At 73.4% G+C, this 12,955-nt stretch carries 12 protein-coding genes; 2 read left to right on the forward strand and 10 right to left on the reverse strand.

The features are described from left to right. Positions 1 to 7: 7 nt before the first annotated feature. Both H2O74_RS15210 and H2O74_RS15215 read left to right on the forward strand, forming a co-directional pair. Entirely contained in the window at positions 8 to 2,560 is a 2,553-nt protein-coding gene (locus H2O74_RS15210) for a ribonucleoside-diphosphate reductase subunit alpha (protein ID WP_182112340.1), read from the forward strand. A 44-nt stretch (positions 2,561 to 2,604) separates the two neighbouring features. Continuing rightward, on the forward strand, positions 2,605 to 3,612 hold the full coding sequence (locus tag H2O74_RS15215) for a ribonucleotide-diphosphate reductase subunit beta (RefSeq protein ID WP_182112341.1): 1,008 nt from the start codon (positions 2,605 to 2,607) through the stop codon (positions 3,610 to 3,612). 56 nt (positions 3,613 to 3,668) lie between these two features. Here the strand turns inward: H2O74_RS15215 and H2O74_RS15220 are convergent, their stop codons facing one another. From H2O74_RS15220 to idi, 10 genes are all read right to left on the reverse strand, one after another. After that, positions 3,669 to 4,505 carry a MetQ/NlpA family ABC transporter substrate-binding protein gene (locus H2O74_RS15220; RefSeq protein WP_182112342.1) on the reverse strand — a complete coding sequence of 279 codons (837 nt, stop codon included), beginning with the start codon at positions 4,503 to 4,505 and terminating at the stop codon, positions 3,669 to 3,671. 77 nt (positions 4,506 to 4,582) lie between these two features. Continuing rightward, positions 4,583 to 5,254, reverse strand: coding sequence for a methionine ABC transporter permease (locus tag H2O74_RS15225; RefSeq protein ID WP_182112343.1), 672 nt, complete (start codon positions 5,252 to 5,254; stop codon positions 4,583 to 4,585). After that, positions 5,254 to 6,231, reverse strand: a complete 978-nt coding sequence (locus H2O74_RS15230; protein WP_182112344.1) for a methionine ABC transporter ATP-binding protein — start codon at positions 6,229 to 6,231, stop codon at positions 5,254 to 5,256. The genes H2O74_RS15225 and H2O74_RS15230 overlap by 1 nt, the downstream gene beginning before the upstream one ends. A 717-nt stretch (positions 6,232 to 6,948) precedes the next feature. Beyond that, the gene (locus H2O74_RS15235) at positions 6,949 to 7,836 is read right to left on the reverse strand and encodes a prenyltransferase (protein WP_182112345.1); all 888 of its coding nucleotides are present in this window, start codon (positions 7,834 to 7,836) and stop codon (positions 6,949 to 6,951) included. Further along, positions 7,833 to 8,156: a lycopene cyclase domain-containing protein gene (locus H2O74_RS15240; protein WP_182112346.1), complete on the reverse strand. Its 324-nt coding sequence runs from the start codon at positions 8,154 to 8,156 to the stop codon at positions 7,833 to 7,835. Before H2O74_RS15240 ends, H2O74_RS15235 begins: the two co-directional genes overlap by 4 nt. Next, on the reverse strand, positions 8,153 to 8,518 hold the full coding sequence (locus H2O74_RS15245; RefSeq protein ID WP_182112347.1) for a lycopene cyclase domain-containing protein: 366 nt from the start codon (positions 8,516 to 8,518) through the stop codon (positions 8,153 to 8,155). Before H2O74_RS15245 ends, H2O74_RS15240 begins: the two co-directional genes overlap by 4 nt. Beyond that, entirely contained in the window at positions 8,515 to 10,359 is a 1,845-nt protein-coding gene (crtI, locus tag H2O74_RS15250; protein WP_182112348.1) for a phytoene desaturase family protein, read from the reverse strand. Before crtI ends, H2O74_RS15245 begins: the two co-directional genes overlap by 4 nt. After that, complete coding sequence (locus H2O74_RS15255) at positions 10,356 to 11,234, reverse strand: squalene/phytoene synthase family protein (RefSeq protein WP_182112349.1); 879 nt, start codon at positions 11,232 to 11,234, stop codon at positions 10,356 to 10,358. Before H2O74_RS15255 ends, crtI begins: the two co-directional genes overlap by 4 nt. After that, positions 11,207 to 12,379, reverse strand: coding sequence for a polyprenyl synthetase family protein (locus H2O74_RS15260; RefSeq protein ID WP_182112350.1), 1,173 nt, complete (start codon positions 12,377 to 12,379; stop codon positions 11,207 to 11,209). The genes H2O74_RS15255 and H2O74_RS15260 overlap by 28 nt, the downstream gene beginning before the upstream one ends. After that, positions 12,376 to 12,912, reverse strand: coding sequence for an isopentenyl-diphosphate Delta-isomerase (gene idi, locus H2O74_RS15265; RefSeq protein WP_182112351.1), 537 nt, complete (start codon positions 12,910 to 12,912; stop codon positions 12,376 to 12,378). Before idi ends, H2O74_RS15260 begins: the two co-directional genes overlap by 4 nt. Positions 12,913 to 12,955 lie beyond the last annotated feature (43 nt).

Here is a 12,955-nt window from a genome sequence, read left to right on the forward strand (position 1 = left end):
CAGCACGATGACCCTCACCGACCCCACCCCCGCCGCGGCCTCGCCGCACGCCCGGACGGGCATCCACGTCACCAAGCGCGACGGCAGCCGCGAGCCGTACGACGCCGACATGATCAACCGCGCGATCGAGCGCGCCACCGTCGGCCTTCCGGACCCGATCGCCAAGGTCACCCAGGTCGCGAGCGAGCTCGCGATCACCCTCTTCGACGGCATCACCACCGAGCAGCTCGACGAGGCGGCGATCTCCGTCGCCGTCCAGAACGTCAAGGACGACCCCGACTTCGACGTCGTCGCAGCGAGGCTTCTCCGCAAGGTGATCTACAAGCGCGTGCTGGGCGCCTACGAGTCGGACGCCGAGCTCGCGCTCCTGCACCAGGCCCGCTTCCCGGGCTACGTGCGCGACGCCGTGGAGGCCGGCCTGCTGGACCCGCGCCTCGTGAGCCGCTTCGACCTCGACGCCCTCGCAGCGGCGCTCGACCACCGGCACGACGAGCTGCTGTGCTACACCGGGACCGTCACCATGCGGAACCGCTACATGATCAACGACCGGCAGGGCCGCCCGCTCGAGGTGCCGCAGTACTTCTGGATGCGCGTCGCCATGGGGCTGAGCCTGAACGAGGCCGACCCGACCACCGCCGCGATCCGCTTCTACGACAGCATCGCGCGCCTGCGCTACCTGCCCGCGGGTTCGACCCTCGTCAACGCCGGCACGGTGTACCCGCAGCTGAGCAACTGCTTCGTCATGCAGATGGACGACGACATCGAGCACATCGCGACGTCCGTACGCAACGTCATGTGGCTGACCAAGGGCACGGGCGGGATCGGCCTCTCGGTCACGAAGCTGCGCTCCGAGGGCTCGCCCATCCGGTCCAACAACACGACCTCGACCGGGCCGATCCCCTTCATGCACACGATCGACTCCACGCTGCGCGCGGTCTCGCGCGGCGGCAAGAAGTTCGGCGCCCTGTGCTTCTACGTGGAGAACTGGCACCTCGACTTCCCCCAGTTCCTCGACCTGCGGCAGAACTCGGGCGACCCCTACCGCCGCACCCGCACCGCCAACACGGCCGTCTGGATCTCCGACGAGTTCATGAAGCGCGTCGCGGCCGACGACGAGTGGTACCTCTTCGACCCGGCCGACACCCCTGACCTCGTCGAGCTCGTCGGGCGCCAGTTCTCCGAGCGCTACGCGCACTACGTCGCCGAGGCGCGCGCGGGCCGCATGGCGCGCTTCCGCCGGATGAAGGCGCGCGAGCAGTGGACCGCGATGCTCATCAGCCTCCAGGGGACGTCGCACCCGTGGCTCACCTGGAAGGACACGATCAACTCGCGGGCGCTGAACGACAACACGGGCACGATCCACCTGTCGAACCTGTGCACCGAGATCACGCTGCCGCAGGACCGCGACACGATCGCCGTCTGCAACCTCGCGTCGATCAACCTCTCGACCCACCTGACGGGCGGCGAGATCGACTGGGACCGCCTGCGCGAGTCCGCGCGCCTCGCCGTGCGCCAGCTCGACAACCTCGTCGACATCACCCTCTCCTCGGTCGGCGAGTCCGAGAAGGCCAACCGCGAGAACCGCGCCGTCGGCCTGGGGATCATGGGCTTCACGGACGTCACCGAGCGGCTCGGGTACGCCTACGAGTCGGCCGAGTCGTACGACCTGGTCGACCGCGTGACGGAGTTCATCAGCTTCCACGCGATCGACGCGAGCGCCGACCTCGCACGCGAGCGGGGGTCCTACCCGAACTTCGCCGGCTCCGGCTGGTCGCACGGGCACGTGCCGATCGACACGATCGCACGGCTCGAGGAGGACCGCGGGGTGCCCGTCGCCGTCGACCGCACGACCCGCCTCGACTGGGACGCGCTGCGCACCAAGGTCGCGGGCGGCATGCGCAACGCGACGCTCATGGCGATCGCGCCGACCGCGTCGATCGGCCTCGTCGCCGGCACGACGCCCGGCCTCGACCCGCAGTTCTCGCAGATCTTCAGCCGGGCGACGTCGTCGGGCAAGTTCCTCGAGGTCAACCGCAACCTCGTGCGCGACCTGCAGGCGCTCGGGCTGTGGGAGCAGGTGCGTGACGACCTGCTCGCGGCGCAGGGCGACCTCTCGCGGGTGCCGGGCGTGCCCGAGCACCTCGTCGAGGTCTACCGGACGTCGTTCCAGCTCTCGCCGTACGCGTTCATCGAGGTCGCGGCCCGCGCGCAGAAGTGGGTCGACCAGGCCATCAGCCGGAACATCTACCTCGCGTCGCGCGACGTCGGTGAGATGGCCGCGCTCTACCAGGCGGCCTGGGAGCGCGGCGTCAAGACGACGTACTACCTGCACATGAAGCCGCGGCACACGGCGGAGCAGTCGACGGTCCGCGTCAACAAGTCCGAGGCCCGGCCGACGTCGGCCCCCGCGCCCGGGACGGCGTCGGCCGGCGCGAGGCGTGGCTTCGGCTTCGGCAAGGCGGTGCCCGTCGCGCCGCTCCCGGCGCCGGACGACGTCGTCGACGGGACGGCGTGCCCGACCGACCCGATGGAGCGGCTGCAGTGCGACGCGTGCCAGTAGCAGGCCCCGCCCTCATCACCCAGACCTCGGCAAGGAGCACCACCATGACCACCCCGACCCGCACCGGCATCCTCGGCACCGGCATCTCCGAGGGCCTGCTGCTCAAGCCCGTCCGCTACCAGTGGGCGATGGACCTGTACGACCAGGCCGTCGCCAACACGTGGTTCCCCAACGAGATCCAGCTCGGCGAGGACCTCGCCGACTTCGCCCGCATGACGGACGAGGAGAAGCACGCCGTCACCTTCCTCATGTCGTACTTCAACCCGAACGAGCTCCTCGTCAACAAGGCGCTCGCGTTCGGCGTCTACCCCTACATCAACGCGCCCGAGGCGCACCTCTACCTCGCGAAGCAGATGTGGGAGGAGGCCAACCACTGCATGTCGTTCGAGTACGTCCTCGAGACGTTCCCGATCGACCGCGGCCAGGCCTACGACTCGCACGTCAGCGTGCCGTCGATGGCGGCCAAGGAGGAGTTCGAGGTCCACTACATCCGTCGCATGACGGAGCAGACGCTCGACATCACGACGGCGGAGGGCAAGCGCGACTTCGTCCGGAACCTCGTCGCCTACAACATCATCCTCGAGGGGATCTGGTTCTACTCGGGCTTCATGGTCGCGCTGAGCTTCCGGCAGCGGAACCTGCTGCGGAACTTCGGCTCGCTCATCGACTGGATCGTGCGCGACGAGTCGCTGCACCTGAAGTTCGGGATCAACCTGATCCTCACGGTGCTGGAGGAGAACGAGGACCTGCAGACGGCCGAGTTCGCCGACGAGATCCGGCAGATGGTGATCGACGCCGTCGCGATGGAGGAGCAGTACAACCGCGACCTGCTGCCGAACGGGATCCTCGGGCTCAACGCCGACTACGTGAACCAGTACGTCCAGTACCTCGCGGACCGGCGCCTGGAGGAGCTCGGCTTCGAGCCCCACTACCGCGTGAGCAACCCGGCCAAGTGGATGGCCACGGCCAACGACACGCTCCAGCTGGTCAACTTCTTCGAGGCGACCAACACGAGCTACGAGGTCAACGCGAGCGCGTCCACGGCGCGCTGACCGGGTCCACGCCGGGACGACGACGGTCGTCGTCGTCCCGGCGGGGGTCGAGCGGGTCAGAAGGCGGGGATGACCTCGCCGGCGGGCCAGCGGTCCTCGATGAACGCGCGGACCTCGTCCGAGCGGAGCAGCTCGTCCAGGGTCGCGAGCGCCTCGTTGCCCTCGTCCTCGGTCCGGAACGCGAGGAAGTTGGCGTACGGGTTGTCCTCGCCCGACTCGAGGTAGATCGAGTCCTCGGCCGGGTTGAGGTCCGCCTCGAGCGCGTAGTTGCCGTTGATCACGGCGGCGTCGACGTCCTCGATGGAGCGGACCAGCTGCTCGGGCGCCGTCTCGACGAGCTCGAGGTTCTTCGGGTTGTCCTCGATGTCGAAGAGCGTCGGGGCGCCCTGCGTGTCGGCGACCGTGATGACACCCGCGGCCTCGAGGAGGTCGAGGGCCCGCGCCTGGTTGCCCGGGTCGTTCGTGATGCCGATGACGCCGCCGTCGGGCAGGTCGTCGAGGGACTCGAGGCTCGCCGAGTACACGCCGTAGGGCTCGATGTGCACGCCGTCGAAGTGGCCGAACTCGAAGCCCTGCTCCTCGACCTGCGACTCGAAGTACGGCAGGTGCTGGAAGTAGTTCGCGTCGAGGTCGCCCTCGGCGAGCGCCGTGTTCGGCAGCACGTAGTCGTCGAACGTCACGATGTCGAGGTCGAGGCCTGCGTCGGCCGCCAGCTCGGAGTCGACGAACTCGAGGATCTCGCCGTGCGGCACGGGGCTCGCGCCGACCCGGAGCGTCGTGATGCCGTTCTCGTCGGCGGCCGGCGCCTCGCCGTCACCCCCACCGCCGGAGCAGCCCGCCATCACCAGGGCCGTGGCGGACAGGACGGCTGCGGCGCGGACGGTGCGATTCATGGTGTTCCTCCGGTGAGATGGGTCGTGCACGAACGGGTATGGGGCTGGAGCGGTCCGCGCCCGGCGCGGTGCGCGGGTCAGCGGTGGTCGAGGCGGCGCGCGACGGCGTCGCCGACGACCTGGACGGCCTGGACGATGGCGACGATCACCACGACGCAGACGACCATCACGGTGGTGTCGAAGCGCTGGTAGCCGTAGCTGATGGCGAGGAAGCCGAGGCCGCCGCCGCCGATCGCCCCGGCCATCGCCGAGTACGCGACGAGCGCGATGACGGTGGCGGTGAAGCCCGCGACGATGCCGGGCAGCGCCTCACGGAGCAGGACCTGGACCAGCACCCGGCCGCGGCTCGAGCCCATGACCCGCGCCGCCTCGACCTTGCCGGGGTCGACCTCGCGGACCGCGGTCTCGACGAGCCGGGCGAAGAACGGGATGGCGCCGATGCTCAGCGGCACGACGGCCGCCTCCCAGCCCAGGCTCGTCCCCACGACGGCGCGGGTGAGCGGCAGGAGCGCGATGGCCAGGATGATGAACGGCAGCGAGCGCCCGAGGTTCACGAGCAGGCCGAGCGGCCCGCGCACCACGGCGAGCGGCCGCAGGCCGGTGGGCGCGACCGTGCGCAGCAGGAGCCCGAGCGGCAGCCCGACCACCGCCGCGACGAGGGCCGCGACGCCCACCATCTGCAGGGTCTCGAGCGTCGCCTCCGGGAGGGCCTGCGTCAGGACCGGGTTGTCGAGGAGCCCGTCGAGCATCACGCCACCTCCCGGGCGTCGAGGCCGGCGTCGCGCAGCGCGGCGAGCACCGGGGCGACGCGGCCGTGCGGCAGGTCGAGCTGGAGGCGTCCGACGCGCAGGCCGGCGAGCGTCTCGATGGTGCCGGCGACGACGTCGACCTCCTCGCCGAGCGCGGCGACCGCCGCGAGCGCGCGGTGGGTGGGGACGCTGCGGGTCGCGTAGGTGACCTCGACGAGGCGGCGGGCGTCGTCGGGCGGGAGGTCGGGCACCGGGATGAGGGCGTCGGAGAGCGGCGAGCCGGCCTGCGTCACGACGTCGTCGAGCCGGCCGCTCTGCACGACCCGTCCGTGCTCGAGGAGCGTGACGCTGTCGCACACCTCGCGGACCACGCTCATCTCGTGCGTGATGATCACGACGGTGATGCCGAGGGTGTCGCGCAGGCGTCGGACGAAGGACAGGATCTGCCGCGTCGTCGCTCCGTCCAGCGCCGACGTCGGCTCGTCGCACAGCAGGACCGAGGGTTCCGTCGCCAGCGCCCGGGCGATGCCGACCCGCTGCCGCTGGCCGCCCGAGAGCTGCGCCGGGTGGGCGGCGGCCTTGTCGGCGAGCCCGACGAGGTCGAGCAGCTCGGCGACGCGCTCGGACCGGCGGCGGCGCGGGACGCCCGCGACCTCGAGCGGGTAGGCGACGTTGCCCGCGATCGTGCGGGAGTCGAGCAGGTTGACGTGCTGGAACACCATGCCCATGGCGCGCCGGGCCTCGCGCAGCTGCCGCTCGGGCAGGGTCGAGATGACGCGTCCGTCGACGGTGACGGTGCCCGACGTCGGCCGCTCGAGCCCCGTGAGGCACCGGACGAGCGTCGACTTGCCGGCGCCGGAGCGGCCGACGATGCCGTGGACGGCGCCCCGCTCCACGACGAGGTCGATGCCGTCGATGGCGACGACGTCGCCCGACGCGGCGGGGTAGACCTTGCGCAGGCCTGACAGCTCGATCACGGGGTCCTCCGAGGGTGCGCGTGACGCACCGGCTCGAGGCGCGGTGGACGGCACGGCGGGACGGGTGGGGGTGGCCGACGGCCGGCAGCGGGTGCGGGCGGTCGGGCGCGGCCGGCCTAGAGGGCCGGGCGGGGCGCGGGCGCGGGGTCGCTCAGCGGCGACACATGGCCCGACGGCACATTCGCATCGCGGGCATCGCCGCGCTGATGCAGAAGGTGCCGTGGCCAGTCATGGGACGAGTGAAGCACGCAGGGCGCGGGAACGCGGAACCCGCATGGGCGCCGTCTCGCCATGAGGACGATCATGATCGCGGCGGTCCGCAGTGCCGCCGCGCAGCCCTCGCGCGGAGCCCCGTGCCGTGCGCGGAGCGTCGTGTCACGAGCGTGGAGCGTGGTGCCGCGACACACCGGCGTGTCGTGGCACGGCGCTCCACGCTCGGGTCCGGGCGGTGGGCCGGAGGGCGGACGGGCCCCCTGCGGGGTCGGCGTGCGGAGCCTCGTGACCTGCGCGGAGCACCGTGCCGTGCGCGGAGCGTCGTGCCGCACCGCGGCTCGCCCCCGCGGAGCCCCGTGCCGTGCGCGGAGCACCGTGTCGCACCGCGGAGCGTCGTGCCACGAGCGTGGAGCGTGGTGCCGCGACACACCGGCGTGTCGCGGCACGGCGCTCCGCGCTCGGGGTCGGGCACGGGCGGGCGGGCGGGTGGGCCGTGGCCGGGGGTCAGGTGCGGGCGGTCCAGATGAGGAGCATCGTGACCAGGAAGCCCACGGCGTAGTTGACGCCCAGGAACTGACGCCAGCCGCGGTTGGCGACCTCCGCATCGGCGTCGGAGACCGAGCGGTACGGCCACACGACCACCACGTAGGGCAGCACGAGAACCGCCGCCAGCGGTCCCGGCCACGGCGTCGCGAGCATCAGCGCCCCGCCGGCCAGGTACAGCGCGATCGCGAGCCGGACCGTGGCCCGTCCGCCCAGGACCGTCGCGACGGAGCCGATGCCCGCCGCACGGTCCGGTGGGATGTCCTGCACGGCGCCGAACGCCTGGCTCGCCGCGCCCCACAGGAAGAACGCCGCGAGCACCAGCGAGGCGCCGCGGCCGATCGGCTCGCCCGCGAGCACCAGTCCGTACAGCGCGGGCGAGACGAAGTGGGTGCTCGAGGTCAGCGAGTCCAGGACCGGCCGCTCCTTGAACCGCAGCCCGGGCACCGAGTAGGCGAGCACCGCGAACAGGGACACGGCCAGCACCGCCCACGACGCGGGCGAGCCGACGGCGACGAGGTAAACCACGAACGGCACCGGCAGCAGCGTGGCCGCCAGCAGCGTGGTGCGGTGCACCCGCCGGTCCAGCAGGGCGCCCTCGACGCCGCCCTTGCGCGGGTTCGCGAGGTCGGACTCGTAGTCGAAGACGTCGTTCACGCCGTACATGAGCAGGTTGTACGGGACGAGGAAGAAGAGGGTGCCCACCACCAGCCGGACGTCGACCTCGCGCGTGGCCATCACGTACGCGGCGGCGAACGGGTAGGCCGTGTTCACCCAGCTCAGCGGGCGCGACGCGACCAGCAGCTGGCGCACGACGCCGGCGCGCGGCCGCGGCGGGGCGGCGGTCACCGGTCGACCCCGCCTGCACCCGCCCCGCGGCGCCGCCCCAGCAGGTGCCACAGGGCGGGCAGCAGGAGCGCGACGGCGAACGGGTAGCCCAGGTCCTCGACCGGTGCGCGCCCGACCCGGAGCCCCACGAGGTGCGCGTCGTCGAACTCGAAGAGCCCTGCCGCGATCATGAGGTTGTCGAACACCAGGGTCATCACGGCCAGCACGAGCATCGACCACGCGATCGCCCGGAGCGAGGGCCGCACCCCCCGCGCGTGCGCGAGGGCCACCACCGCCCCGGCCACGGCGAGGAAGACGACGTCGAGCACCAGGTAGGTCATCGCCGCACCTCCCCCGCCGACGCGGCGCCCGCACCGCGGGCCGCCCGGCCACCTCGCGCACCCCAGCGCGCGAAGGCCACGTAGAGATTCATCGTGAGGTAGCACAGCAGGGTGAGGAAGCCGATCTCCTCGATCGGCAGCTCGGGCGCCAACAGGATGCCGGTCATGAACGGCGTCTGGCCCCGGAAGAAGATCCCCAGGTCGACGCCGATGAGGTCCCACACCACGAGGAACGCGACCCCGGCCACGAGCACGACGGCGGCCCGGCGGGCGTCGGCGAAGAAGAACAGCCGGAACCGGTGGTCGAGGACCGCCATCCCGCCGATCGACACCAGGAGCGCAGCCGCGTACGCAAGGCTCATGACGCGACGGTACCCACGGCGTCGTCCGCGCGGTCGCCGGCGTCATCCGCGCGGCCGGCCACCGACGCACCCCGCGGTGCGCCGCGCCGCAGCGGCTCGGGCAGCGGCTCCGGCAGGGGCCCCGTCGACGTGTCGCCGCGCAGCCGCTTGACCACGAGCTCCGCGCTGATGAGGCACATCGGCAGCCCGATGCCGGGGATCACGGAGCCGCCCGCGTGCAGCAGGCCCTCGACGGCGCGGGACGCGTTGCCCGCCCGGAACATCGCGCTCTGCGCGAGGGTGTGCGCCGGGCCGAGCGCCGTGCCGCGCCAGGTGCCGAGGTCGTCGGCGAAGTCGGCCGGGCCGATGGTGCGGCGCACGACGACGCGGTCGGCCAGGTCCGGCACGCCGGCCCACCGGGCGATCTGGGCGATCGCGGCGTCCGCGACGCCCTCGACCCACGGGTCCCCCGCACCGCCGACGCCACCGCGGCCCAGCTCCGGGTCCGGCGGCACGGGCACGAGCACGAACAGGTTCTCCGAGCCGGGCGGCGCCACGTCGGGGTCGGTCGCGCTGGGCCGGCAGACGTAGAGCGACACCGGGTCCGGCACCGTCGTCCCGTCCGGCACCGTCCCGTCCCGCCCCGTCGTCCCGTCCGGCGCCGGACCCGCCCCGCCCCGGCCGCGCGGCGGGAAGATCCGGTCGAAGCCCTCCTGCCAGTCGCGGGTGAACAGCAGCGTGTGGTGCTCCAGCTGCGGCAGCCCGCCGCGGACGCCCAGCAGCACGAGCACGGCGCTCGGTCCCGGCACCTGCCGGTCCCACCAGCGCTGCGAGTGCGAGCGCAGCTCCGGGGGGAGCAGCGCGGTCTCGGTGTGGTGCAGGTCGGCGGTCGAGACCACGACGTCGGCCGGGGTCCAGTGCTCGCCCTCGGCGTCGGTCCAGCGCACGCCCGTGACCCGCGCCCTCACGCCGGGGACCTGGCGGCCCCGCGCGGCCGCCCGGGCCCGCGCCGCGGCCGCGAGCACGGCCGTCCCCCGCCCGCCGTCGGTGGGTGCGGCGGCCCGGGTCGTGATGGCCGTGGCGCGGGCGCCGGTCCGCACGTCGGCGCCCTCGGCGACCGCGAGCCCGTGGACCGCCTCGATGAGGCGGGTGAACCCGCCCTGCGGGTAGAGCACGCCGTCGGCCAGGTCGAGGCGGCTCATGAGGTGGTACATCGACGGCGTCAGCCGCGGCGCCGAGCCGAGGAACACGGCCGGGTAGCCGAGCACCTGCCGCAGCCGCGGGTCCCGGAACCGGGCGCCGACGTGGTCCTCCAGCGAGCGGGTCAGCAGCGCCGCCAGGCGCGGCAGGCGCGTGACGACGTCACGGTGGGCCAGCGGCCGCAACGACGCGTAGGTCGTGTAGAGGAAGTGCCGCAGGGCCATCGCGTAGGTGTCCTCGGCGACCTCGAGGTACGCCTCGAGCGCCGCGCCGGCACCGGGCTCGAGGTGCTCGAACAGCGCGACGTTCGCCGCCCGGTCGGCGGCGACGTCGAGGGTCCCCGCGCCCTCGAAGTACACGCGGTACCCGGGGTCGAGCCGCACGAGGTCGAGCTGCTCCGCGGCCGATGTGCCGAGCAGCCGGAAGAAGTGGTCGAACACCTCCGGCATGAGGTACCAGGACGGCCCCGTGTCGAAGCGGAACCCGTCCGCGGCCCACGACCCGGCACGCCCGCCGACGGCGTCGCGCGCCTCGAGCACCGTCACCTCGTCGCCCTCGCGCGCGACGAGCGCCGCGGTCGCGAGCCCGGCGATCCCCCCACCGATGACGACGACGCGCCGCGGACCCGGCCCCCCGGCGGTCCGCCGACGCGTCGTCGTCACCGCGCCACCGGGAGCAGGGCCCCGGCCGCGACGCGCGCCTTGACCGTGGCCGGGACGCGCACACGCGTGTGCGAGATCCGGACGGCAGGCGTGCGCTCCAGGCGCCGCGTGAGCTCGGCGAAGAGCCCGTACGCGAGCGCGACGGCTCGCCGGGCGGACGGCGGCAGCCCGGGAAGGGCCTGCGCGGCCAGGCGCAGGTCCGCGTGGATGTCGGCGAGGATCGCCGCCTTCTGCGCCTCGGTCAGGCTCGCGGGGTCGACGTCGACGAAGTACCGCCGGCCGAGCCGCTCGCTGTCGTCCGCGAGGTCGCGCAGGAAGTTGATCTTCTGGAACGCCGCACCGAGGGCGCGGGCGCCGGGTGTGAGCCGCGCGTACGCACGCTCGCGCCCCGGTTCGGGCAGGTCGAGGAGGAACACGCGCAGGCACATGAGCCCGACGACCTCGGCGGAGCCGTACACGTAGTCGCGCAGGCTGTCGGCGTCGTGCACGGTGCGGTGCAGGTCCGTGCGCATCGACGCGAAGAAGGGCCGGGTCAGCTCGGTGCCGATCCCCGCCTCGGCCGCGGTGCGCGCGAACGCGTGGACCAGCACGTTGGTGCTGTAGCCGCGGGCGACGGCGCGGTCGGTCTCGGCCTCGAGGTCGTCGAGCAGGGCCTGCGCGACGCCGGCCGCCCCGGCCTGCGTCGCGGCGCCGTCGACCACCTCGTCCGCGAGCCGCACGAGGGCGTAGACGGTGCGGATGCGGGTGCGCGCGGGCTCGCTCAGCAACCGGGTCGCGAGCCCGAAGCTCGTCGAGTACTCGCGCACGACGACGCCGGCGGCCCGCTCGGCCACGGTGTCGTACAGGCTCAGCCGGTCTGTCGGTCGGTGCTGCACCGGGCCTCCTCGACGTGCCGTCCGACGTCACGCAGCGCGCGCTCGACCTGTGCCGCGACGGCCGCGACGACGTGCCCCGCGCCCGCGGGCAGCGAGCCGTCCGAGGACCGCGCGGCGACGAGCGCGAGGTCCGCGCTCACCGCGTCGGCGACCATCGCGGGGGCGACCGAGCGCGCGAGCGCCCGTCGCAGCCGCGCGGCGGTCACCTGGTCCAGGTCGGGACGGCCGACGTGGTCCGCGAGATCGGCCCACACGGGCAGCTCGCGCGCGTGGATCATCAGCGGCGTGCGCTTGCCCTCCCGCAGGTCGCTCAGGTTGCTCTTGCCCGTCTCGGACTCGGGCGCGAAGACGCCGAGCAGGTCGTCGACGAGCTGGAACGCGCGCCCGAGCAGGCGGCCGACGTCGTCCAGCTCCTCCTGCACCGCGGTGCTCGCCCCCGCGACGATGGCGCCGGCCCGCAGCGGGGCGCGGAAGGAGTACATCGCCGTCTTCGACTCCGCGACGCGCATCGACTCCTCGAGGGTCGGCTCCTGGAGCCCGAGCCCGAAGGCCGTGTCCGCCAGCTCGCCGCCGGCCGAGACGAGCAGCACCTCCTCCAGCAGGTCGCGCAGCGCGTCGCGCTGCGCCACCGGCAGGTCGGCGCCGCCGATCAGGCGGTGCGCCTGGCTCAGCGCGAGGTCTCCCGCCAGGACGGCCGCCGCCTCCGACCACCGGTCCGCCAGGGGGGCGGCGTTGCCCGCCGCGAGCGCCTCGCCCCGCATGGTCGCCGCGAGGTTCGGCTCGCCGCGGCGGACCGAGTCGTGGTCGATGAGGTCGTCGTGCACGAGGAAGGCGGTGTGGAGCATCTCGAAGCCGGCGCCCACGCTGACCGCCGCCTCGGGCTGGTCGCCGCCCAGCCGCGCGTGCAGCCGCACGACGATCGCCGAACGGAAGCGCTTGCCGCCGCGCACGCTGCGCGCGATCTCCGACCACAGCCGCACGTAGGCGGGACCGAACGACTCCGCGCGGTCGAGCGCCGCGCTGAGCACGCCGTCGAGCAGTCGGTCGACGGGCAGGGTGACGTCGCGCAGGTCGGCCAGGACGTCGGGGCCCGGCACCGGTCCGGCACGGGTCCCGGTCGCGCGGCCCGTGCTGGTGGCGGTCATGGCCGGCTCGCGGCGAGGATCGGCAGCTGCGCCGCCGAGCTGACGAGCCACGGGCTGAGCGCCCACGGCGCCGCGTCGACCGCCCGCCGCAGCGCGTCCGTGGTGACCCAGGCGACGTCCATGACCTCGTCGGGGTTCGGCGCCGGCTCGCCGAGGGCGCGCGCGGTGTAGATCGGGCAGATCTCGTTCTCGACCACGCCCGACGCGTCGGTCGCCCGGTACCGGAAGTCGGGCACGACCAGCTCGAGGTCCGTCAGCTCGAGCCCGAGCTCGAAGGCGGCCCGGCGGCGGACCGCGTCCTCGATCGCCTCGCCCGGTCCCGGGTGACCGCACACGCTGTTGGTCCACACGCCGGGCCAGGTCTTCTTGCTCAGCGCTCGGCGCGTGACGAGCACGGTCCCCTCCGGGGACAGCACGTGGCAGGAGAAGGCGAGGTGCAGCGGCGTCCGCGCGGTGTGCACGGTGGCCTTGTCGGCGGTGCCCAGGCGGGTGCCGTCGTCGTCGAGCAGGATGACGCTCTCGGTGGTCGTCATGCGGACCCTCCCCCTCGGAGGTTCGCCGGCGGTCACGTCGGGG

The sequence above is a fragment of the Actinotalea sp. JY-7876 genome (assembly GCF_014042015.1).
Lineage (GTDB): Bacteria > Actinomycetota > Actinomycetes > Actinomycetales > Cellulomonadaceae > Actinotalea.